At 68.9% G+C, this 20343-nt stretch carries 25 protein-coding genes (1 of these 25 running past the window's edge); 4 read left to right on the top strand and 21 right to left on the bottom strand.

Annotated features, from left to right (window positions below; translation table 11 throughout):
* Positions 1-28: 28 nt before the first annotated feature.
* From F784_RS0105790 to ccsA, 9 genes are read right to left on the bottom strand one after another with little or no spacing between them, the layout of a single operon-like run.
* On the bottom strand, positions 29-514 hold the full coding sequence (locus tag F784_RS0105790) for a GNAT family N-acetyltransferase (RefSeq protein ID WP_019585771.1): 486 nt from the start codon (positions 512-514) through the stop codon (positions 29-31).
* Complete coding sequence (locus F784_RS0105785) at positions 514-1092, bottom strand: Rieske 2Fe-2S domain-containing protein (RefSeq protein WP_019585770.1); 579 nt, start codon at positions 1090-1092, stop codon at positions 514-516. The genes F784_RS0105790 and F784_RS0105785 overlap by 1 nt, the downstream gene beginning before the upstream one ends.
* The gene (locus tag F784_RS0105780) at positions 1089-2141 is read right to left on the bottom strand and encodes a c-type cytochrome (protein WP_019585769.1); all 1053 of its coding nucleotides are present in this window, start codon (positions 2139-2141) and stop codon (positions 1089-1091) included. Before F784_RS0105780 ends, F784_RS0105785 begins: the two co-directional genes overlap by 4 nt.
* Positions 2138-2611 carry a cytochrome c-type biogenesis protein gene (locus tag F784_RS0105775; RefSeq protein WP_019585768.1) on the bottom strand — a complete coding sequence of 158 codons (474 nt, stop codon included), beginning with the start codon at positions 2609-2611 and terminating at the stop codon, positions 2138-2140. Before F784_RS0105775 ends, F784_RS0105780 begins: the two co-directional genes overlap by 4 nt.
* Positions 2608-3186 (bottom strand): TlpA family protein disulfide reductase, encoded by a 579-nt coding sequence (locus F784_RS0105770; RefSeq protein ID WP_019585767.1) that lies wholly within the window; start codon positions 3184-3186, stop codon positions 2608-2610. The genes F784_RS0105775 and F784_RS0105770 overlap by 4 nt, the downstream gene beginning before the upstream one ends.
* A gap of 12 nt (positions 3187-3198) precedes the next feature.
* Complete coding sequence (locus F784_RS0105765; protein ID WP_019585766.1) at positions 3199-5196, bottom strand: heme lyase CcmF/NrfE family subunit; 1998 nt, start codon at positions 5194-5196, stop codon at positions 3199-3201.
* 7 nt (positions 5197-5203) lie between these two features.
* Complete coding sequence (ccmE, locus tag F784_RS0105760; RefSeq protein WP_019585765.1) at positions 5204-5671, bottom strand: cytochrome c maturation protein CcmE; 468 nt, start codon at positions 5669-5671, stop codon at positions 5204-5206.
* Entirely contained in the window at positions 5668-5787 is a 120-nt protein-coding gene (gene ccmD / locus F784_RS25150) for a heme exporter protein CcmD (protein ID WP_019585764.1), read from the bottom strand. The genes ccmE and ccmD overlap by 4 nt, the downstream gene beginning before the upstream one ends.
* Positions 5780-6490: a cytochrome c biogenesis protein CcsA gene (gene ccsA, locus F784_RS0105750; RefSeq protein WP_026332296.1), complete on the bottom strand. Its 711-nt coding sequence runs from the start codon at positions 6488-6490 to the stop codon at positions 5780-5782. Before ccsA ends, ccmD begins: the two co-directional genes overlap by 8 nt.
* A gap of 166 nt (positions 6491-6656) precedes the next feature.
* On the opposite strand from ccsA, the gene F784_RS0105745 reads away from it, so the two are divergent.
* Positions 6657-7382 carry a hypothetical protein gene (locus tag F784_RS0105745; RefSeq protein WP_019585762.1) on the top strand — a complete coding sequence of 242 codons (726 nt, stop codon included), beginning with the start codon at positions 6657-6659 and terminating at the stop codon, positions 7380-7382.
* Between the two features lie 10 nt (positions 7383-7392).
* Here the strand turns inward: F784_RS0105745 and F784_RS0105740 are convergent, their stop codons facing one another.
* The 4 genes from F784_RS0105740 to F784_RS0105725 are packed head-to-tail and all read right to left on the bottom strand — an operon-like array spanning position 7393 to position 10448.
* Positions 7393-8319 carry a leucine-rich repeat domain-containing protein gene (locus F784_RS0105740; RefSeq protein WP_019585761.1) on the bottom strand — a complete coding sequence of 309 codons (927 nt, stop codon included), beginning with the start codon at positions 8317-8319 and terminating at the stop codon, positions 7393-7395.
* Between the two features lie 53 nt (positions 8320-8372).
* Complete coding sequence (locus F784_RS0105735) at positions 8373-9125, bottom strand: heme exporter protein CcmB (protein ID WP_019585760.1); 753 nt, start codon at positions 9123-9125, stop codon at positions 8373-8375.
* Positions 9115-9780, bottom strand: a complete 666-nt coding sequence (gene ccmA / locus F784_RS0105730) for a heme ABC exporter ATP-binding protein CcmA (protein WP_157465044.1) — start codon at positions 9778-9780, stop codon at positions 9115-9117. The genes F784_RS0105735 and ccmA overlap by 11 nt, the downstream gene beginning before the upstream one ends.
* Positions 9765-10448 (bottom strand): cytochrome c biogenesis CcdA family protein, encoded by a 684-nt coding sequence (locus tag F784_RS0105725; RefSeq protein ID WP_019585758.1) that lies wholly within the window; start codon positions 10446-10448, stop codon positions 9765-9767. The genes ccmA and F784_RS0105725 overlap by 16 nt, the downstream gene beginning before the upstream one ends.
* An 87-nt stretch (positions 10449-10535) precedes the next feature.
* On the opposite strand from F784_RS0105725, the gene F784_RS0105720 reads away from it, so the two are divergent.
* Positions 10536-10796 carry a hypothetical protein gene (locus F784_RS0105720; protein ID WP_019585757.1) on the top strand — a complete coding sequence of 87 codons (261 nt, stop codon included), beginning with the start codon at positions 10536-10538 and terminating at the stop codon, positions 10794-10796.
* A gap of 20 nt (positions 10797-10816) precedes the next feature.
* Here the strand turns inward: F784_RS0105720 and F784_RS0105715 are convergent, their stop codons facing one another.
* The 5 genes from F784_RS0105715 to F784_RS0105695 form a co-directional block, all read right to left on the bottom strand.
* On the bottom strand, positions 10817-11107 hold the full coding sequence (locus tag F784_RS0105715) for a hypothetical protein (RefSeq protein WP_019585756.1): 291 nt from the start codon (positions 11105-11107) through the stop codon (positions 10817-10819).
* A 90-nt stretch (positions 11108-11197) separates the two neighbouring features.
* Positions 11198-11419, bottom strand: a complete 222-nt coding sequence (locus tag F784_RS0105710; RefSeq protein WP_019585755.1) for a hypothetical protein — start codon at positions 11417-11419, stop codon at positions 11198-11200.
* Between the two features lie 25 nt (positions 11420-11444).
* Positions 11445-11771: a hypothetical protein gene (locus tag F784_RS0105705; RefSeq protein ID WP_019585754.1), complete on the bottom strand. Its 327-nt coding sequence runs from the start codon at positions 11769-11771 to the stop codon at positions 11445-11447.
* Positions 11772-11880: 109 nt separating this feature from the next.
* Positions 11881-13575 carry a dihydroxy-acid dehydratase gene (ilvD, locus tag F784_RS0105700; RefSeq protein ID WP_019585753.1) on the bottom strand — a complete coding sequence of 565 codons (1695 nt, stop codon included), beginning with the start codon at positions 13573-13575 and terminating at the stop codon, positions 11881-11883.
* Between the two features lie 95 nt (positions 13576-13670).
* The gene (locus F784_RS0105695; protein ID WP_019585752.1) at positions 13671-14450 is read right to left on the bottom strand and encodes an intradiol ring-cleavage dioxygenase; all 780 of its coding nucleotides are present in this window, start codon (positions 14448-14450) and stop codon (positions 13671-13673) included.
* A 222-nt stretch (positions 14451-14672) separates the two neighbouring features.
* On the opposite strand from F784_RS0105695, the gene F784_RS0105690 reads away from it, so the two are divergent.
* A complete protein-coding gene (locus F784_RS0105690; protein ID WP_019585751.1) occupies positions 14673-15917 on the top strand; it encodes a glycoside hydrolase family 1 protein in 1245 nt (414 codons plus the stop codon).
* Between the two features lie 70 nt (positions 15918-15987).
* On the opposite strand, the gene secD is transcribed toward F784_RS0105690, so the two are convergent.
* Positions 15988-18282 carry a protein translocase subunit SecD gene (secD, locus tag F784_RS0105685; RefSeq protein ID WP_019585750.1) on the bottom strand — a complete coding sequence of 765 codons (2295 nt, stop codon included), beginning with the start codon at positions 18280-18282 and terminating at the stop codon, positions 15988-15990.
* A 58-nt stretch (positions 18283-18340) separates the two neighbouring features.
* On the bottom strand, positions 18341-18703 hold the full coding sequence (locus tag F784_RS0105680; RefSeq protein WP_026332294.1) for a hypothetical protein: 363 nt from the start codon (positions 18701-18703) through the stop codon (positions 18341-18343).
* 143 nt (positions 18704-18846) lie between these two features.
* Here F784_RS0105680 and F784_RS0105675 point away from each other — a divergent pair, with 143 nt between their 5' ends.
* Positions 18847-19668: a hypothetical protein gene (locus tag F784_RS0105675; protein ID WP_019585747.1), complete on the top strand. Its 822-nt coding sequence runs from the start codon at positions 18847-18849 to the stop codon at positions 19666-19668.
* A 93-nt stretch (positions 19669-19761) separates the two neighbouring features.
* On the opposite strand, the gene infB is transcribed toward F784_RS0105675, so the two are convergent.
* Positions 19762-20343: the end of a translation initiation factor IF-2 gene (infB, locus tag F784_RS0105670; protein ID WP_019585746.1), read on the bottom strand. The gene runs 1260 nt beyond the window's last position; only the last 582 of its 1842 coding nucleotides appear in the window; the start codon falls outside the window, past its right edge; it ends in the stop codon at positions 19762-19764.

Genomic DNA, 20343 nt, shown 5'->3' with positions numbered 1-20343 from the left:
GCTCGCGCGCCGCAGATCGGCCTGCGACTCACCCCAGCGGCAACTCGTAGCGGACGACGTGGAACCCCTTGACCTCCCGCTCGTCCACCGCCCGGAAGCCCGCCCGCTCGTACAGTGCCCGGAGCTTGGGACGGGAGGCGGCGGTATCCAAGCGCAGGAAGACGCACCCGGCCTCCCGCGTCTCCCGCGCCGCCTCCAGCAGCAGCACTTGCGCGAGACCCCGCCCCTGCGCGTGTGGATGAATCCCCAGCTTGTGCAGGTAGCGCACCTCGCCGGGTGGGTCCTCGGGCCAGAAGAGGGGGTCGCGGTCGAGCAGCGCGAAGGCCCCAACTGCCTGTTCCCCGCGCCACGCCACCCGCCAGCTCTCCGGGGGGTAGTGCCGCGTCAGCCGTTCAGGGGTCAGGCTGGGCACGGGCCACAGCGGCTCACCGCGTTCGGCCAGTCGGGCGGCCGTTGCCATCAGGATGCCCGCGGCGGCGGCGAGGTCGCCGTGCGTGAAGGTGAGGTCCTCCATCAGCCCCCCAGTTCCGGGGCGGGCTCGATCCCCGTCGCGTACAGGTCACCGCCGCGTGCCTCCAGCCGCACCCGGGGCAGCGGCCCGTTCGCCTTGCCGAACACCGCCTCGCCCGCCCCCAGGGGGTCGAACACGCTGAAGTGGCAGGGACAGCCGAGCTGAGGGTGGCGGTCCTCCTGCGGCGGGCGGTAGTTGTACGCGAAGGCGAGGATCTCCAGATCGCGCACGAGGTTAACTGAGCAGCCCAGGTGGGTGCAGACCCGGGAGTAGGCGGCGTAATGGGCGCCGTCCACGCTCAGGCCGCCGGGCACGGGCTCGGGAACCCGCAGCAGGACGCAAGGCCTTCCTGCGTAGGTGAACCCGACCTCCGCCCACTCCTCGGACAGGGCGGAACGGGACGCCACCCACTGCGCCTCTTCCGGCTGGAAGTTCGGCGCGCCTACCCGCTCCTTGCCGAAGGTCACGCGCGAGGCGTACCAGCCCATGAAACCGAAGGCGCCCAGCGTCCCCGCCACCGGCAGCACCCACCAGCGTTCCAGCAGGTCACGTCGGCTGAGCTTGCGGGGACTGGGCCTCAAGAGCCTTCCTTCTGCCAGCGTTCCAGCACGTCCAGCAGGGCGTTCAGGTCGGCGGGTTTCAGGTTGGGGTAGGCGGGCATCGCCCCCTTGCCGTTCACGATGACCGACCGCAGCGCCTCGCGGGTCAGGGTGGAGGCCCGCAGGCTGGGGCCGAAGGCGCCGCCGTTCCCGTTCGGCCCGTGGCAACTCGCGCAGTTCGTCGCGTACACCCGCAGGCCGGGGTCCTCGTCGTTCTGGCGGGCACGGATGGCGGTGATGAGGTCGTCGGCGTCCCGCCCCTTGGGATCCAGGGTCCGGTAGCGTTCCAGCGCCGTCAGCGCGTCCGCGTCCTGCCCGAAGCGGGCGAGCGCGAAGCCCAGCAGGAGCTGCGATTCCGGCTCCCTCGGTGCGAGCCCCGCCGCTGTGCGGATCAGGAGGAAGGCCTGCCGCGCGTCCTCGGGCTTGATCTGTTGCCCGGTCTGGTCGCCCCGCGTCAGCAGCAGGATGCCCAGCCGCCGCAGCGCCTCGGGTTGCCGGGGGTCAAGCCTCAGGGCGTTGCCGTAGGCAGGGAGTGCCTGGTCGTAGTGCCCGCTGTCGAAGGCCGCCTTGCCCCAGGCCATATACGCGGCCTTGTCGCCTCCCGCCTCGGCCCGGCGCCGCAGGTTGGGCAGGGCCAGTGTGGCCTGGACGTTCCGCGCCTCCTGCCCGTTCAGGGAGGCGAGCTGCCAGCGCGGCACGAAGGTCAGCGCCCCGGTGACCGTGAGCAGGGCGGCGGCCCCCACCCCGGTCAGGGCCAGCGTGCGGGTCCGTCCGGCACGGGTAGCGGGAGGAGGAGCGGGCGGCAGCGCGTCCAACGCCCGCAGGGTCAGGGCCGCGCGGCGTTCCAGGTCAGGGCGGCGGCTCTCGTCCTCCAGCGCCGCGAGTTCGGCATACAGGCGGTCACGTTCCTCCGTCAGCCGCTGGCGTTCCGCAGCGTCCGGATCGGTCGGTGCCCCCCGCCGCAGCGGTTCCAGCACCAGCCACAGCGACACGAGCAGGATCAGGGCGAGCAGCGTCAGGCTGAGGATCATACCTGCCCCCCTTCCCCGGAACCGGCCTGCCTCGTCCGCCGCTGCACCTCGGCAAGGTAGGGGTCGAAAGGCTCGTCAGCGGACAGCAGGGCCGTCGCCTCCGGGGCCGAGCGTTTGCGGTACAGGAAGCCCCACAGCACGGCGCCCCCCGCCGCCAGCGCCGCCAGCGGGGCGCCCCACAGCAGCAGGTTGCTCCCCTCCTTGGGCGGGTCCAGCAGCACGAAGTTCCCGTACCGCGCGGCGAAGTAGGCATAGACATCCCGGTCGCTGCGCCCCGCCGCCACCTGCTCGCGCACCTCGCGCAGCATCTCTCGGCTGATGTCGTTCGGGCTCTCGGTGATGGGCACGCCCGTGCAGATCGGGCAGCGCAGGTTGCTCCCGAGGTGCTGCGCACGCGCCTCCTGGGCCGGGGTCAGGGCGAGGGAGGCAGAGAGCAGGAGGCAGAGGGCAGAGGGCAGAAGGCGCCTCACAATCCCGTCACCCCGATCTTCGTCAGCCCCGCGTTCAACCGCTCGCGGGTCAGGCCGCCGCGGTCCACATGTTGAATCACACCGGACTGATCGATGAAAAAGGTCTCGGGCACGCCCGACACGCCGTAGTTGATCCCAGTCTGGATGCCGGGGTCCCGCAGCGAGGGGTAGGCGAGGGCGTACTCGCGGATGAAGTCGCGGGCATTCTGCTCCTTCGTTTCCTGAAAGAGGATGCCGACGACGGCGAGGCCCTGCCCCGCGCCCTGCCGGGTACTGAGTTCGCGGAAGAGGGGCGCCTCCTCCCGGCACGGCCCGCACCAGGAGGCCCAGAAGTTGAGGACAACGGGACGGCCCTTCAGGGAAGCGAGGCTGACCTTCGTCCCGTCCAGGCTGGTCAGCGTGAATTGGGGCGCGGGTTTGCCGACAAGGGGACCACCGTCCGTGGCATTGCGGGAAGGACTGAGCAGCGCCACGCCCAGCACGGCGACGAGCGCGGCGGCGAGGATGGGGGGGAGCAGGCGCCGCCACAGCGGGGCGGGCACCGAGGGTTTGGAAGGGGAGGGAATCTCAGTCATAGGAACTCTCGCTTAGTCGGTCGCCGGGGCCGAGCGCAGGGCGGGGGCGCGGACTGTCGCGCGCCGGGGCGTCACGAGCGTTAGGCCCGCGCCGAGCACCACGATCAGGGTGCCCCACCAGATCCACGACACCAGCGGGCTCTCGATCAGCCGCACGCTGGCCCACTGGCCCTGCGAGTCGAAGGCGGTTACGACCAGATAGGTGTCGCCCAGCAGCCCGTAGCGAACGGCAGGCGCGGGGAAGGCGGTCTCGCCGCCCTGCACGTAGGTATTCATCCGGGCCTCAAAGGGCCGTCCGTCGATCAGCACACGGGCCACAGCGGAACGGCCGTAGGGTTTGGTGTCCTGCCGCGTGCCTTGCAGCGCCAGCGTCTCGTTCAGCAACCGGACGGGTGCCGCTCCGACGTTGAGGGTGGTCTGCGCGTCCTGCCGGTAGGTGCCCGAGAAGGCGATGCCGAGGGCGACCACGATCAGCCCGATGTGGGCGAGATAGGCCCCGTAGCGGCGTGGCTGCTCGCGGACGAGAGCAGCAAACCCGCCACTACGTCCTCCCGCCGCACGTTCCCGCATCGCCCGCACCGTCAGCAGCCCCAGCCCGACGAGATTGTACGCACTCAGGGCCACCGTGCCCAGCACGCCTGGAATCCGCACGCCGAGTGCGAAGGCGATCAGCCCCGCCCCCAGCCCGGCCAGCAGCAGGGGTCGCAGCGCCCGCCAGAAGCTCTGCCCGTCCGCCCGCCGCCACGGGAGCAGCGGCCCCACGCCCATCAGCAGCAGCAATCCCAATCCCAGCGGAATGGCGAAGGCGTTGTAGAAGGCCGGACCCACGGAGGCGTCCCGCCGCCCCTGCACCGCCTCGACCAGGGTGGGGAACAGGGTGCCCACGAGCACCATCACCGCGAAGACGAGGAAGAGCCAGTTCCCCGCCAGGAAGGCGCCCTCACGGCTGACCGGGGCGGGCGGATCCGCCTCGTCGCGCAGGTGGGGGGCACGCCAGGCAGCCAGGCCGATCCCCGCGATGAGCAGGAAGGCCAGGAAGCCCAGGAACACCGGCCCTACCGGCCCCCCCGCGAAGGCGTGGACGCTCTGCACGATGCCCGAGCGGTTCAGGAAGGTGCCCAGCACCGTGCTCGCGTACGCGAGCACGATCAGCCACACGTTCCAGGCGCGCATCAGCCCGCGCCGCTCCTGAATCTGGATGGAGTGCAGAAAGGCCGTGGTCAGCAGCCAGGGGATGAACGACGCGTTCTCCACCGGATCCCAGGCCCAGTACCCGCCCCAGCCCAGCGTCTCGTAGCTCCACCAGCCGCCCGCGACGATGGCGGCGGTCAGAAAGGCCCAGGCGACCAGCGTCCAGCGCCGCGTCACCACGACCCAGTGGTCCGAGAGCCGCCCAGTCACGAGCGCGGCGACCGCGTAGGCAAAGGGCACGCTCAGCCCCACGAAGCCCAGGTACAGCAGGACCGGGTGGACGGCCATCATCCAGTGGTTTTGCAGGGCGGGGTTAGGTCCCAATCCGTCGGCGGGGATTTGACTCAGCGGCGTGAAGGGGCTGGCGATGCTCGCGCACACGCCCACGAAAAACAGCAGGCTGACGAACATTGCCCCCAGCGCCCAGGGCCGCAGCGCGTCGCGCCTCAGGGTGAGGCTCAGCACGAGCGCGAAGCCCGCCAGCAGCCAGGCCCACAGCAGGATCGAGCCCTCCAGCGCCCCCCACAGGCTCGTCACCTTGACCCAGGTGGGGGAGGCCCGCATGGAGTGTTCGGCCACGTAGCGCACGGTGAAGTCGTCGCGCAGCAGCGCCACCATCAGGGCCAGCGTGCCCAGGCTCACGAGGGCGAAGACGGCCCAGACTGTGCGCCGCGCCGCCTCGGTCGCCCGCGTATCGGCCTTCAGGCCACCGACGACGGAGAGCCAAGTCCCGCCGAGGGTGAAGGCCAGCGCGGCGAGCAGGCTGAGTTGCCCCAGCGCGCCGAGCGCACTCGCTTGGAAGGAAATCAGATTCAGCATCCGCCCCTCATTGCTGGCTCTGGTCTTCCTGAAGGAGCTTCTTGAGTTCGGCCTGCGTCTTCGGCACGTGGTACTCCTCGGAGTGCTTCACCACGAGGTCGGTGGCGTGGAAGGTGTTGCCCTGGAACGTCCCACGCACGACCACGCCCTGGTTCTCCTTGAACAGGTCGCTGACCGCGCCGCGGTACTGCACCGGGAAGGTGGCGCCGCCGTCCGTCACGTTGAATTTCAGGTCGAGGGTCTGCGGGTTGTACTGCACGGCCTTCACCAGCCCGCCGATCCGCAGCGGGCGGCCCTCGTACTGTGCCTGTTGCTGCATGTACTCGGTCGGCGTTACGAAGTATTCCAGGCTCTTGCCCAGATTCCCGAAGGCGATGGTGGCTGTCAGACCTACGAGGGCCAGCACGCCCAGCACGGTCGGCCAGGGATTCCGCTGGCGCCGCCTGGCCCGGGGCAGGGGAGTGGCGGGCGTCATTTGCGCTCCTCCTCCCGCACCGCGCGCAGCTTCCACCACATCCAGACCAGGTAGGCGGCGAGGAGCACGAAGGTCACCACATAGACCACGATCACGTAAGCGGCGTACTTATCCACGCGCCACCTCCAGCGGCGAGAGGTCTTGCATCAGCTCGCGTTCCTCGCGCGCTTCCTCGCGGGCGGCGAGGATGGCGCGCACACGCAGCAGGTAGAAGTACAGCAGGGTAAAGGCCACCGTGGCGGCGAGCAGCACCCAGCCGTAGATGGGCGCCGCGTCGAAGCGGACCTTGCCCAGCAGCTTCAGCGTCTGCGTCTGGTGAACGCCGCGCCACCACTCGACCGCCATGTAGTTGACCGGCACGTACAGCGTCCCAACCAGCCCCACAACCGCCGCCACACGCGCCCGCCGTTCAGGGTCGTCGATCAGCGTGCGGATCAGCAGGTAGCCCCCATACACGACGAGGCTCAACGCGGTCGTCGTCAGCCGCGCATCCCAGACCCAGTACGTGCCCCAGGTCGGCTTGGCCCACAGCATCCCGCCCACGATGGTCGTCACGGTGAACAGCACGCCGATCTCCGCGCTGCTCAGCGCGAGGCGGTCCCAGCGGCGCTGACGGGTGATGAGGTACAGCAGCCCAAACAGGCCAGTGCCGCCATACGCCAGGTAACTCAGCCACGCGCTCGGCACATGCACAAACATCAGCCGCACCAGTGAGCCTTGGTTGATGTCCAGCGGCGCCCGCAGGCCCAGTACCACCGCTGCCGCGAGGGCCAGCAGCGTGGCGCCCCCCAGCAGCGTCGTCACGCGGTCTTGTCTCATGTCGAACCCCATTCTGACCCGCGCCCAGCCCCATCACCGTGATAGAACCACGCGCAGGAATCTTTTCGCACAAACAGCATCTCGTCTGGAAGGGCGCGCAGGCAAGTGCGAGTGTCCCCGCCGGGGGGGGCGGTACTGTAGGAACGTCCCACCCCGGAGGTATTCCGTGAACCGTGCCCGCGCCCTGCTCCTGCTGGTCCTCGCCGCCCTGTTCGCCGTGCTCCTCGGCGCGTGTGCTCCCTCGGCCACCCCGGGGCCAGCCGCCCCGGCCCCCGACCCGGCCACTTACCGTCCCCCCGAACCGCCCGCCACGGTGCCGGGCATCGGTGAGGTGGGCCGCTGGATGATCACGAAGGACCTCGTGCCCGCGACCTGGCTCGGCGAGCGGCTGGGTGGGCGCACCCTGCGTGAGCCGATCAACGTGCTCTTCATAGACCGCCTCGCCCGCACGCCGGAGGAGGCCACCGCCCGTCTCCTCACCGCGATGACGGGGGCGGGCTACCCCGCGCGGAGTGGCCATTCCAGCGGGTACTTCGGGGAGGTCGGGGGGCGCCTCTCTCCCATGCTCCCCAAGGGTGACGGGCAGGCGTTCAGCGACGCCCCCTTCGTCGTGCCCAATAACCACGGGCGCATCTTCGGGCCGGTGGCCGTGGACGGCGGCTTCGCCTTTACCGGTGCCTTTAGCCTGGAAGGCGTTCGCCTGTTCCCGCAGCCCGGGCACCCCTACCGTTCCTTCCAGGTCGCCCGGGAGGACCTGGCGGACAAGCTGAATAGCCGCACCGGGTTCAAACGGGCCGGATACGTGGACCTCGGCTCGCGGCTTGATACGCCCGCCGAGACGACTGGGGACCACGACGGGCGGGCCGTGCTGCTCGTGGCGGGAGGACCGTGAGGGGGAGGGTTCAGGTGTAGATCAAACACCCCCGCTCCTTCAACCGCTGGAACGCGGGGGGGAGCGAGGACAGTCGGTTCCAGCGCAGGTCGAGTTTTTCCAGCCTGGAGAGGAAGGCAAGCCCTTCGGGCACCGTGGTCAGCCTGTTGGCCCGCAGGTCGAGAACCCGCAGGCCCTCCAACTCCCCCACCTCGGCGGGCAACTCCGACAGGGCGTTGAACCGCAGGTCCAGCTCGGCCAGCATCCCCAACTGCCCGATCTCGCCGGGCAGGGTCGTGAGCGCGTTCCCCTGGAGCATCAGTCTGCTCAGGTGCCTGCACTGTCCCAGTTCGGGACGCACCCCGCCCAGGCGGTTGTTCATCGCGTGGAGTTCGCGTAGTTCCGTCAAATCCCCGAGGGAGGCGGGCAGGGACGAGAGGACATTGTTGTAGGCCCGCACTTCGACCAGACTCCCCAACTCGCCCAGCCACTCCGGCAACCCCGTGAGTGCATTGTCCGTCACGTTGAGGTAGGTCAGCGAGTCCAGGTGCCGTAGCGACGCGGGCAGCCCCGTCAGGCGGTTGTTGCTCAAATACAGGAACTTCAGGCCTCGCAGCTCGGAAAACACGTCGGGAAGCTCATTCAGCCCGTTATGGCCGAGGTCGAGCATTTCCAACGCCGTCAATCTTCCCAGTTCAGGCGAAAGCTCGGTCAGCCGATTCGCCGAAAGGTTGAGCGTGGTCAGCCGCGTCAAGCTCCACACCCAGTCCGGCACGGCCGTCAACTCGTTGTCGTACACACTCAGAACTCGGGCATCTGTACAGCGGCGCAGACTCTCCGGCAGGGCCGTGAGGTGGCAGCCGTCCAGGTTCAGTTGATCAATCGGGGCCGAAGGATCACGTCCGAGGGCAGTCAGCAATTCGTGTCCCCGCTGCCCGTCGGTGTGCTGGTGGTTCATGCGTGCCCGTCCGTGGCGGCCCTTCTCTTCCGCATACGCCACTGTACCGCCCGCTACCCCTCCACGGCGAAGGGAAACAGCAGCGTCGCCAGGATAATCGTCCCCACGTCGAAGGCGGCCAGGAACACCACCCAGGTCGTGACTTCCGGAGTCCAGCCACCGATCAACAACAGACTCGTGCCCTTGACGGAGGCGATGACCACTGGCACCAGGATGGGAAAGGCCAGCGCCGGGAGCAGCGCCTCCCGCGCCCGCAGGTTGACCGTGATCGAGCCGTAAAAGGTCGTGCCCGCCGCGAAGCCCACCACGCCGAGGACGGTGAGGAGGGCCAGTGGCAGCCAGGGCACCCCCCGTCCCGCACCTGCCGCCCCGAAGAGGATCAGCCCCGCCGGGAGGGTGAACGCCGCCACCAGAAGCAGCGGCCCCAGAACGCCCATCAGCTTGCCCGGGTACAGTGCCCCGTGCGGCCCCGGGTACAGGGTGAGCTGCTCCAGCGCCCCCGCCTCCTGCTCCTGCGCGAAGGCCCGCTGCGCCCCCACCGCCGCGGCAAGCGCGAGGGCCGTCCACACCGCGCCCGCCGCCACACCCGCCGTCTGCTCAGGCGTGCGCGCCGAAACGTCCCCCCCCAGCGCCAGCCCCAGGACGAGCAGCACCAGCCCCGCAAAGAAGGCCGTCGCCAGCAACGTGTCCCGCGTGCGTCCGGCCACCCGCAGGTCCTTGGCCGCCAGGGTGAGGACGGATCGGAGGGCAGACGGTGCCTCGTGGGCCGTAGGAGACGGGTCCACGTTCCACCCCTTACGTTCCACGGTCCTCCTCCAGCCGCCCGCCGACCAGCCGCAGCGCCCGGGGAGCGACTTGCCGGGCCAGGTGCGGTTCGTGCGCGGCGACCACCAGCGTCACCCCCCGCGCCAAGAGGTCCCCCAGCAGGTCGAGCGTCAGCTCCCGCCCCGCGTCGTCCAGGTTGGCGAAGGGCTCGTCCACCAGCGTGATGGGCCGGGCGAGCAGATGGGCCCGTGCCAGGGCCAGCCGCTTCCGCATGCCCGCCGACAGGAAGCGGACTCGTCGGTTCGCGGCCCGCTCCAGCCCCACCTGCCTGAGCGCCCCAGTCACGTCGCCGCGCTGCCCGTGCATCTTCAATGCAAAGTCCAGATTCTCCGCCCCCGTCAGGTCCGGGTACAGCCCCGCGTCCACCGGCATGAGGTGAACGCAGTCGCGCACTGCCCGCCCGTCCCGCAGGTCGAAGCCCAGCACCCGCCCCTCGCCCCGGGTGGGCCGCAGTCCCGACGCAAGTAGCCGCAGCAATGTGGTCTTGCCCGCCCCGTTCTCACCCAGCAGGGTCACGCCCTCCCCGGCAGGCACGTCCAGCGTCACCCCGCGCAGGATGACCTCGCGGCCCAATCTCAGCCAGATGTCGCGGAGCTGGAGGGCGTGAGGTCCAGGTTCCGTCACTTCAGTAGCCACACGGGCATGATCTCTGAGAAGAACGACGCCAGTCGGGTGAACTGCCCGGTGACCATCAGCAGGCCGACGAGGACGAGCACTGCACCTCCCACCTTCTCAAACACCCCCGCGTAGCGGTTCAGGCGCCGCAGGTTCAGGCGGTCCCACAACAGCGCCGCCAGCAGGAACGGGACGGCCAGGCCCAGCGTGTAGATGGCAAGGAGGCCCACCCCTGTGCTCAGGTTCGCGCTGCTGGCGGCCAGCCCCAGGATGCTCCCCAGGGTTGGCCCCAGGCAGGGGCTCCAGCCGAAGGCGAAGGCTGCCCCCAGGGCCACCGGTCCGTAGCCGCCCGCATTCGCCAGGGCCCGCGTGTCCCGCATCAGGAACGGCAGGCGAATCACGCCCAGCATCACCAGTCCGAACAAGACGATCAGCAGGCCCGCCACCTGCCCGAGCAGGATCTTATGTGGCGCCAGCACTGCCCCCAGGCTGCTTGCCGTCGCCCCCAGAGCGATAAAGACCAGCCCGAAGCCCAGGATGAAGCCCAGCGCCCGCGTGAGGGGTGCCCGCGCCCCGCCGATCACGCCCAGGTAACTGGGCACCAGCGGCAGCACGCACGGGCTGAGAAACGAGATCAGGCCCGCGAGAAACGCCACCGTGACGGACGGGGCACCAGGGGAGACGAACATGGGTGGAGTCTAGCCCAGGGGGGTGGGGGCGGGCGTCCCCGGCCCGTCAGAACTTTTGTGCCCCGCCTTTTGGGATACGGTGCCCTCATGCTGACCTTGCAGGGGAAATACCACGTCGAACAGAACAAACGGCTGACCATTTTCGCCGAGCCCCGGGCGCGGCAGAGCGCCGCCCTCGACTTGGACATTCAGGCCCTGCGAGCGGCCTGCGGCACGAGCGGGGGCTGCTGCGCCGTTCACGTGCTGACCCAGCACGGCCCGATGCAGGGCACCCTGACCGAGAAGAAGCCCAGGAAGTTCAGCGAGTGGCAGTTCGAGGGCCATCTTTCCTTCCCGCCCCGCGAGTAGAGGCGGATCGGCAGGCCGGGCTACGGCTGCTCCACCGGCTCTCCGGGTGGATCGTCCTGCGGCTCGTCCGCCGCCAGGCCACCCTCGTTCACCCAGGCGTCCTGAGCCGTGCCCTCGGCCCTGGGCGTCACGTGCTGCCGGAGGGAACCCATCAGGTCCGACAGGTGCACCCGGGTGACCCTGATAGTCACGCTGCCGCTGAGGTACAGCGAATTGAGGCTATGGGCGTCAGGGCGCTGAACATCCCGCAGCAGCACCGTGAACGTGCGGCCGCCCTTCTCGAAACGGACCCGGTCATTCGTTCCGGGCATCCAGCGGAGCTTCAGTGTGGAAGACGGCAAATCGTGACCTCTCTTTCCGGTGTGGCAGCCCGGGCGGAAAGGGAGCCCCTCACCCTGGTGCTAATTTTGAAGCCGTCCCTGCATGACTCCGGCGATGGCTTTCCGCGCGCCCTCCAGATAGGGGGCCGCCGCCGCGTCCACCAGGCCCAGATCGCTCAGGTAGAGCTCCGCCTGCATCATGCCCACATTGAGCGCGTCCTCATGCGAGCGTTTCTGCGTCAGGGCGATGTAGTACCAGGTCGAACCCACCTGCCGCACCGAAGCGTAGATCATGCTGTCCATGGCTGGTTCCTTGCTGGCATGACCATCATCGGAGAGGGGAGGACAGGGCGCGAGCCCGGTTGCGGGTACGCCGGGAAGACGCGGATTCCTGCTGTGGAAAAGCCCCGTGCGCTGTCATCACGCCCAGAATGGCCTCGCTGATCGCCTTTCGGGGCATCTCGGAGCCGTCATGTGAGGTCAGCAGGACATCGTCCTTTTTCGCGTTGAAGAGGTAGGTACCCGGAGGGAGGCTGCCTCCATGCGTCCAGAAGAATTCCACGCCCTGGGCCTCCAGCCATTCCAGGGCATTTTGCAACCCAGGGGTGACCAGCTCGCGCCACTCACCGCGAACGGCGATGTCTTGTAAGTTCATCCCTCAAGGTACGTCTTCGCCAGGCCAGGCGCGGTCTGCCAATCGCCTATTGTTCGTCCGGTAATCAGGGAACTGCGCCATACCGGCACCTCTTTGCTGCTCCCTGCCCTCAGTCCGTCACCGCCCCCCGTGCCGCGCTGCTCACTACCCGCGCGTATTTCGCCAGCACGCCGCGCTTGTACCGGGGCTCCGGCGCGACCCAGGCGGCCCGGCGACGAGCCAGCTCGGTCTCGTCCACGTGCAGCGTCAACTCGCAGGTTTCGGCATTCAGCTCGATGGTGTCGCCCTCTTGCACGAGCGCGATGGGGCCACCCACATAAGCTTCGGGCGCGACATGGCCGACCACCAGCCCATACGTGCCGCCGCTGAAGCGCCCGTCGGTGATCAATCCCACGCTGTCCCCCAGCTCCTTGCCGATGATCGCGCTGGTGGGCGAGAGCATTTCCCGCATTCCTGGGCCGCCCCTGGGCCCCTCGTAACGGATCACGAGCACGTCCCCGGCGCGAATCTGGTCGCCCATGATCGCCGCCATGCACTCCTCCTCCGAGTCGAAGACGCGGGCGGGGCCGGTGATCTTGATGTGCCTCAGGCCGCTGATCTTGGCGACCGACCCTTCCGGCGCGAGATTCCCCCGCAGGATGGCGAGGTGTCCCTGCCCGTAGAGCGGCTGATCGTAGGGCAGGATCACGTCCTGGCCGGGGTCAGGCCCGTCGGGCACGTCTGCCAGATTCTCTGCCACCGTCTTGCCGGTCACTGTCAGGCAGTCGCCGTGCAGCAGGCCCACCTTCAGCAGCATCTTCATCACGCGCGGGATGCCGCCCACCTCGTGCAGGTCGGTCGCCACGTATTTCCCGCTGGGCTTGAGGTCGCAGAAGACCGGCGTGCGCTCGCGGATGCGCTCGAAGTCCTCCAGCGCCAGCGGCACGTCGCAGGCGTGGGCAATCGCCATCAGGTGCAGCACGGCGTTCGTGGAGCCGCCCACCGCCATCACGACCGTGATCGCGTTCTCGAAGGCCTCCTTGGTCAGGATGTCCAGCGGCCGGATATCGCGCTCGATCAGCCCGAGCAGTGCGCGGGCCGAGTCGGCGGCCGAGGTCGCCTTTTCCGCGTCCACCGCGCTCATGGTGGAGGAATAGGGGAGGCTCATCCCCATCGCCTCGAAGGCGCTGCTCATGGTGTTCGCCGTGTACATGCCGCCGCACGAGCCGTTGCCGGGGCAGGCACGTTTTTCGATCTGCTCGAAGGCCTCACGGCTCATCTTGCCCGCGCCGTAGGCCCCGACCGCTTCAAAGACGGAGACGATGGTGAGGTCCTTGCCGTCGTAATGGCCGGGCTTGATCGTGCCGCCGTACACGAAGACGGCGGGAATGTTCAGCCGCGCGATGCCGATCATCGCGCCCGGCATGTTCTTGTCGCAGCCGCCGACCACGATCACGCCGTCGTGGGACTGGCCCCGGCTGACGGTCTCGATGGAGTCGGCGATCACCTCGCGGCTCACCAAACTGCACTTCATCCCCTCGGTGCCCATGCTGATGCCGTCGGACACCGTGATCGTGCCATACACCTGCGGCATCGCCCCGCCCCCCTGGATCGCGTCGGTGATGTGCCCGGCAAGTTCGCCCAGCCCGTTGTTGCAGGGCGTGATGTTGCTCTGCGCGTGCGCCACCCCGATGATCGCCTTGTCGAAATCGCCGTCCTGAAAGCCGACCGCGCGCAGCATCGCCCGGTTGGGGGCGCGCTCGTCCCCCTGCGTGACGTGATGGCTGTTCCAGTTCAGCTTTTTCTTCGTCGCGGTGTCCGTCATGGGTTCAGGCTACGCTTCCGCGAGATGGGAGCGGGAGTGGCGGAACAGACAGGGGCCGGGGTCTTCACACTCGCCCCGGCCCCTGACCTCCTGCTTTACCCGATATTCAAACCCACGTCGAACGTGGCCTGGTAGCCCTGCTCGGGGCTGCCCGCCGGGCTCAACAGGAGCTGGTTTCCCCCGTTGCGGTAGATGCCGTCCTCGGCATTGAGCACGTTGCGCCTGCCCTTGCGGTTGTAGGGGGCGCGGGCGTGGACCCGGTCGGTGACTTCCTCGGGAAAGAACAGTTGCGAGGTAAACTCCCCGGTCGCCTGGCCCGCCGCGTTCAGGGGCCGCAGCTTGAAGTGGATGTGGACGGCCCGGCCCGGATACCAGCCGGGGTAGACGGTTGTGAAGGTCGCCCGGCCCCGCGCGTCCGTGACCTGCGCGCCCCGCAGGAAGTTCCCGTCGTTTCCCCCCACATCCGAGTACACGCCCAGTCCGTCGCACTGCCACACGTCGATCAGCACGTTCGCCCGTGGCTGGCAGGCGTTCACCGCCACGCGCGAGGTGACGAACGTCAGCGTCAGCGGCACGCCCGCGCTGGCCTGATTTGTTGTGGTATCCCGGCGGATGTCACTGCGGCGCAGCCGCTCGTCCACGAAGTACGGCCCCTCGGTCATGGCAGGGCGCACCACGCAGCCCGGCAGGCTAGCCGCGCCGCTCGTGCCCGCGCTCGTGCCGCTTGGCCCACCCCGCTGAGCCAGCACGCCCCCGCCCACGGCCAGCCCCGCCCCGCTCAGACCGAGCAGCCGCAGGGCCGAGCGTCGGCTCAGCAGGGTTCCGACCATCTCGTCGTCGTTGTCCTCGTCGTGGTGTTGGGGATGCGGGTTCATGTCTGGCCTCCTGGAGTGGGGTGAGAGCAGCGTATTCGGCCTGGGTTAAAGGGGGGTTGGAGCCCCCAGACCTGTTCGGGAGGGGTGGGGGCGCTCCCCGCGTTCTGCCTGCAGGCTCTCGCCCCTGCTCGCGCCTCCCCCGGTCGGTTCCACCCGGTACGGATTGTTTCCTCCTTCGTTCAGAAACTCCCGAACGGCCGGACCCCTGCTGTAGCCTTGACCATGCCCCCCACCCCCGGCCTCTTTCCCACCTTCTTCCTCTCGGGCTTCGAGTGCTCGACCTTTCACTGGAAGCGTCAGGGCCGCCGCAACCTCGTGGCCGAGACGCAACACGACCGCTCCTTCGAGGAGGACTACGGGATCATGCGCCGTCTGGGCATCGCCGTGGTCCGCGAGGGCATCCCCTGGCCCCTGGTGGAGAGAGACGGTGGGTTCGACTTCACCCAGCTTGATCCCATGATCGACGCGATGAACCGCTGCCAGCTCATGCCGATCTGGGACCTGTGCCACTACGGGTATCCGGACGACCTCGACCCTCTTTCGGGCGAGTTCACGGAGAGGTTCGCGCGGTACTGCCGGGCGGCGGCCGAGTACGTTAGGGGGCGGACCGCCGGACCGCTCTGCTTCACGCCGATCAACGAAATCACCTTCTTCTCGTTCTGCGGCGGGGAGTGGGGCTGGGTGGCGCCTTACCTGAAGGGCCGGGACCACCGGATGGCCCTGCGGGTGGCCCTGTGCCGCGCCGCCATCCCCGGGGTCCACGCCATCCGGGAGGTCGACCCCGGGGCCCGGATGGTGAACGTCGATCCTCTCGTCTACGTCGTCCCGCCCGAGGGTCGGCCCGACCTGGCCGACGAGGCGCGTCACGAGACCTTCGAGGACACGTTCGTCGCCTGGGACATCCTCGCGGGTCGCCAGCACCCGGAACTGGGGGGATCACCCGAGGTGCTCGACATCGTGGGGGTCAACTGCTACTCGTTCGGGCAGATGGAATACCGGGAGGAGGGCCCGCACCAGGCACTCGGGCCACGCGACGAGCGGATTCGGCCGCTGGCGGACCTGCTCGCCATAGCCTGGGAACGCTACGGCCGCCCCATCGTCATCGCCGAGACGAGTGGGCTGGGCGAGGGGCGCCCCGCCTGGCTCCGGGACGTGATGGAGGAGTCGATGGCGGCGATGGCGCGTGGGGTCGACGTCCACGGGATCTGCCTCTTTCCCGGCGTGGACATGCCCGACTGGCGCAAGGGGACCTGGCTGCACAATGGCATCTGCGACTTGGTCTCGGAGGGAGACTGCCTGCGGCGGGTGCCGTATGCCCCCTACGTGGACGAGTTGCGGCGTTGGCAGGAGCTGCTCAACCGTGTGACCGTCCTAGACGAGGACCCCTTCAACGACCCGGTCGATCTGGAGGAGGTCCGCGCCGCGGCGCGGCGATTGCAACCCCGGCCGGACCGAGACTGGTCCTGAGGCGGCCGGAACACAGCGGCCGGAGGGAGGCGTTTGGCCTCCCTCCGGCTTTTCAAAAGGTGCTTCCCGGTTACGCCTTCACGGCCCGGCTGCCCCCCTTGCGGCGGTCCTTCCACTCCTCCAGGTACACCACCATGGGCGCGACGATGTAGATGGATGAGTACGTGCCGACCAGAATGCCGATCAGCAGGATCAGGCTGAAGTCCCGCAGCACCGGGCCACCGAAGACCAGCAGGCTGACCAGCGGCAGCATCGTGCTCACCGAGGTCATGACCGTGCGCGAGAGCGTCTGGTTGATGGACGTGTTCACGATCTCGCGGTACGGCCGCCCGCGCATCTCCTTCAGGTTCTCGCGGATACGGTCGGAGACGATGATGGAGTCGTTCAGCGAATAGCCAATCAGGGTGAGCAGCGCGGCGACGGTCGCCACCGTGAACTCCAGCCCCAGCAGGCTGAACAGGCCCATCGCAATCGCCACGTCGTGAACGGCGGCGACGATGCTGCCCAGCCCCATGATGAAGTCGAAGCGGAAGCCGACGTAGATCAGGATCAGGGCCAGACCCAGCAGCACGGCGTAGAGGGTCTTCTGGGTGAGTTCCTGGCCGACCGCCGGGCCGACCGTCTCGCTGGCCTGCACCTGGCCCTGCGGGAGCTTGGCGACGGCGGCGGTGAGCTTTTGCACCTCGGGCGTCGTCAGCTCCGGCACCTTCACGGTGTACTGCGCGCCGTTCAGGCCGGGGGTCACGTCACGCTGGATGGTCGCGCTCTGCGGCGTGACCTTGGTGATGCCCGCGCCCGTCACGGCGGCGCGCATCTGCTCAGTGGTCGTCTGCCCGCTCGCCCGCACCGTCAGCGTGGTGCCGGAGGTGAAATCCACCCCGTAGTTCATCCCCTTCGTCGCCACGATCAATCCGCCCGCCAGCGCGAGCAGCACGCTCACCGTGGTCACGATGGGCGCCGCCTTGATGAAGTCGATGCGGGTGTGCTTGATCCACTGCGGCGCCGTCATGTTGGGTCTGCGCTGCGCCAGCCACTGCATGAACCACTTGGCGAACACCAGGTTCGAGAACGTCGAGGCGAGCACGCCGATGATGAGGGTGACGGCGAAGCCCTTCACCGGCCCGGTCGAGTAGTTGTACAGCGCCAGTGCCGAGAGCAGGTGCGAGGCGTTCACGTCCAGAATCGCGGCGGTCGAGTGCTGATACCCGGCGCCGATGGAGCCCCGGATGCCCTTGCCCCGCGCCAGCTCCTCCTTGATGCGTTCGAAGGAGATCACGTTGCCGTCCACCGCCGCGCCGATGGTGAGGACCAGACCCGCGATGCCCGGCAGCGTGAGGGTCGCCCCGAAGCCGCCCAGCAGGCCCAGGATGATCACGCTGGAGAACAGCAGGCCCAGCGCGCCCACCAGCCCGAACCACAGGCCGTAGTACAGGAACAGCATGGCGAAGACCAGGCCAATGCCGACCAGGGCGGCAATCGCGCCGCTGCGAATGGCGTCCGCACCCAGCGTCGGCCCGATGGCCCGCTCGGCCTCGGTCTTGATCTTGATGGGTAGCGCGCCCGACTTCAGCACCAGGGCGAGCTGGTTGGCCTCCTCAGGGCTGAAGCTGCCGCTGATCTGCACGTCGCGGAAGAGCCGCTGCTGGATGGTCGCCACCGACTGGATCTGGTCGTCGAGCACGACCGCCATCAACCGCCCGACGTTCTTGCCGGTGAAGTCCCCGAAGGTCTGTGCACCCTTGTCGGTGGTCTGGAAGGTGACCACCCAGCGCCCAGAGGTGGGATCGGTCGCCGCCTGCGCGTTGGCGATCACCTCGCCCGTCGCCTGCACCGGGCCGAGGTCGGGGAGCTTGTACCCGCCCGTCTCGGGCTTCTGCTGCCTCAGCGTGGGGTCGGGCTGCGCCCCCTGGTTCACGATGCGGAACTCCAGCCGCGCCGTGCGCCCGATGATCTCGCGGGCGCGGTTTTGCACGGCGGGCGTCGCGCCGGGAATCTCCACGACCACGCGCTTGCCGCCCGAGACCGTCACGGTAGGCTCGGCCACCCCGAGCGCGTTGATGCGGTTCTCGATCACGGTCTTCACCCGGTCGAGTTCGTCACGGGTGGCGGTGCCGCTCTCGGGCGCGAGTTCGATTCGCAGGCCGCCCTTGAGATCCAGGCCCAGCGTCATGAACTGGAACTTGTCGTTCCACAGCGAGAAGGGGGTCTGCGGGTGCTGCCAGGGCCGCCAGATGAACAGCAGGCTGGCGAGCAGCGTGAGCAGCAGCAGCAGCCCCGTCCAGAGGTTGGGCTTGCTGGAGTTGGGCGCCGCACGCCGGGGGGGCGGACGACGGTTGCGGTTTCGGTTGGGATTGTTGTACGTCACGAATAGACTCCAGGCTTCAGAACGGAGGGTGGAGAGCTATGGGCCGACCGCTCGGTCCTCAGCCCCCGTCCGTCTGCCGCCGCCCCAGCAGCGCGAGGGTGCGCGGGAGGCTGGGCGCAGTCCACGCCGGGACGGGTGCAGCAGCGCGGCTACGCTCGCCCGCCGCCCGGAACGGTTCCGGGGGTGGAGCGGCCGACAGCGCCGGGCCGGGCGTGGGCTGCGGCGCGGGCCGCACCTCGGGAAGGACGGGGGCGACGTTGCCCGCCGTGACGCGCGGCCCGCCGTCCGTCACTGGCGGCTGATGTCCCAGCAGCACCGCCAGCACCGACAGCAGCGTCAGCATCCCCGGCCAGGCCAGCGCCCGTGACCACCGCAGGGGTGTCGCGTTGGGGCGGGTGGGGGAGGGCTCGGACTGGGACATAGGGGGAAAAGGCGCCCCAGCATAGCAGCCCGCCCCCACCCGGAGGGCGACCAACCCGGCGTTTTAGCCCCCACTTAACGGGTCCCGGGCACCCTGCCTTTGCCGGTCAGCCTGACCGGACGTTCTCCAAGGAGTGTGATTTCGTGAACCGCAGCAGGAAAAACGCCCCCCTGATCGCGCTCGCCGCCGCCCTGCCCCTCACCGCGGGACTGGTGCTCGCCCAGCAGTCGACCGCCCCCCAGCGCGTGCAGCCCGCCCAGCCGGGGCAGACCATACCCGGCACCCGGAACCAGAGTGGTCAGACCACGCCGACCCGCCCCCAGACCAGTGACATGAACTACGCCGACGTATTCCTCCAGAAGCTCGCCGCCCAGCTCGGGATCACGGTGGAGCGCCTGAAGGCCGCCGCCGTCGCCGCCGGGAGCGCCACCATCGACCAGGGTGTGCAGGCCGGGGACATTCCCCAGGACCGCGCCGCCGACCTCAAGGCGCGGCTGCAAGATGCCCCGCTGAACTTTGGCTTTGGGGGCCGCGGGGGTCACGGTGGCCGCCTGGGCTTTGATGGGCCGAACGGCCAGGTGGGAGGGCGCGGCGCTTTTGGTCAAGCTGTGACCGCCGCTGTCGCCCGGACCCTCGGACTGACCGAGCAGGCTCTTGCCCAACAACTTCAGAGTGGCCAGACGGTCGCGCAGATCGCCCAGGCGAAGGGCGTCAGCACCGCTGCCGTGCGAAACGCTGCCCTCGCCGCCCTGAAGACCAGCCTCACCGCCGGGGTGCAGGCCGGGCAGCTCACCCAGGCCCAGGCCGACGCGCTCCTCGCTCGCGCCCAGGCGGACCAGAACTTTGGCCTGACCTTCGGGCGCGGGGGCCGCGGCGGCTTTGGCCGTGACGGTCAGGACGGCCCGCGCGGCTTCGGGCAGCCGGGGAACCAGACCAGCCCGACCACGGGCGGCGCGAACACCTGAGCGTTCCCGCAACAAGAAAGAGGGGCGGCCCCCATCCGGGAGAGCCGCCCCTCTTCTTTTGCTGACTGCTGAACGCTGAGAGCTGACCGCTCCTTACGCCTGCGTCACTTCCACCATCTCGCTCGCCTCGATGATGTCGCCTTCCATCACATCGTTCCAGTCGAGGTTGATGCCGCACTCGTACCCGGTTTGCACCTCGCGCACGTCGTCCTTGAAGCGCTTGAGGCCCACGATAGTGCCCTCGTACACGACCTGGCGACCACGGGTGACCTTGGCCCGCGCGTTGCGCCGCAGCAGCCCGTCGGTCACGTAGGACCCGGCAATGTTGCCGCTCTTGGGGTGGCGGATGACCATGCGGACCTCCGCGCGGCCCAGGTAGCGCTCCTCGAAGACGGGGTCGAGGTTGCCCTTGATCAGGCGGTCCACCTCGTCGATGAGTTCGTAGATGATGCGGAAGGACTTGATCTCAATGCCCTTGGTGTCGGCCACCTTCTTCACGCCGCCCGAGGCGGTCACGCTGAAGCACAGGATGGTCGCGTCGGCCGTCGAGGCGAGCAGCACGTCGCCCTCGGTGGGCGAGCCGATGCCCGAGAGCAGCACGTTGAGCTTGACGTCCTCGGTCTCCTTCTTGGCGAGGATGCCCTGGATCGCCTCCAGGCTGCCCTGGGTGTCGGC

Origin of the sequence: Deinococcus apachensis DSM 19763 (assembly GCF_000381345.1) — a bacterium.
Classification (GTDB): domain Bacteria; phylum Deinococcota; class Deinococci; order Deinococcales; family Deinococcaceae; genus Deinococcus; species Deinococcus apachensis.
Note: the sequence above shows the minus strand (reverse complement) of the source record. Positions and strands in the feature narration are given on the sequence as shown.

Excerpts from the sequence above, each read along its gene's own strand:
- F784_RS0105695 (WP_019585752.1), bottom strand. The coding sequence starts at position 14,450 with ATGAACCCGCATCCCCAACACCACGACGAGGACAACGACGACGAGATG.
- F784_RS0105720 (WP_019585757.1), top strand. The coding sequence starts at position 10,536 with ATGCTGACCTTGCAGGGGAAATACCACGTCGAACAGAACAAACGGCTG.
- ccsA (WP_026332296.1), bottom strand. The coding sequence starts at position 6,490 with ATGAGACAAGACCGCGTGACGACGCTGCTGGGGGGCGCCACGCTGCTG.
- F784_RS0105715 (WP_019585756.1), bottom strand. The coding sequence starts at position 11,107 with ATGCCCGGAACGAATGACCGGGTCCGTTTCGAGAAGGGCGGCCGCACG.
- F784_RS0105705 (WP_019585754.1), bottom strand. The coding sequence starts at position 11,771 with ATGAACTTACAAGACATCGCCGTTCGCGGTGAGTGGCGCGAGCTGGTC.
- ilvD (WP_019585753.1), bottom strand. The coding sequence starts at position 13,575 with ATGACGGACACCGCGACGAAGAAAAAGCTGAACTGGAACAGCCATCAC.
- F784_RS0105740 (WP_019585761.1), bottom strand. The coding sequence starts at position 8,319 with ATGAACCACCAGCACACCGACGGGCAGCGGGGACACGAATTGCTGACT.
- F784_RS0105790 (WP_019585771.1), bottom strand. The coding sequence starts at position 514 with ATGGAGGACCTCACCTTCACGCACGGCGACCTCGCCGCCGCCGCGGGC.
- F784_RS0105765 (WP_019585766.1), bottom strand. The coding sequence starts at position 5,196 with ATGCTGAATCTGATTTCCTTCCAAGCGAGTGCGCTCGGCGCGCTGGGG.
- F784_RS0105680 (WP_026332294.1), bottom strand. The coding sequence starts at position 18,703 with ATGTCCCAGTCCGAGCCCTCCCCCACCCGCCCCAACGCGACACCCCTG.
- F784_RS0105770 (WP_019585767.1), bottom strand. The coding sequence starts at position 3,186 with ATGACTGAGATTCCCTCCCCTTCCAAACCCTCGGTGCCCGCCCCGCTG.
- F784_RS0105780 (WP_019585769.1), bottom strand. The coding sequence starts at position 2,141 with ATGATCCTCAGCCTGACGCTGCTCGCCCTGATCCTGCTCGTGTCGCTG.
- F784_RS0105710 (WP_019585755.1), bottom strand. The coding sequence starts at position 11,419 with ATGGACAGCATGATCTACGCTTCGGTGCGGCAGGTGGGTTCGACCTGG.
- F784_RS0105725 (WP_019585758.1), bottom strand. The coding sequence starts at position 10,448 with ATGTTCGTCTCCCCTGGTGCCCCGTCCGTCACGGTGGCGTTTCTCGCG.
- F784_RS0105690 (WP_019585751.1), top strand. The coding sequence starts at position 14,673 with ATGCCCCCCACCCCCGGCCTCTTTCCCACCTTCTTCCTCTCGGGCTTC.
- ccmE (WP_019585765.1), bottom strand. The coding sequence starts at position 5,671 with ATGACGCCCGCCACTCCCCTGCCCCGGGCCAGGCGGCGCCAGCGGAAT.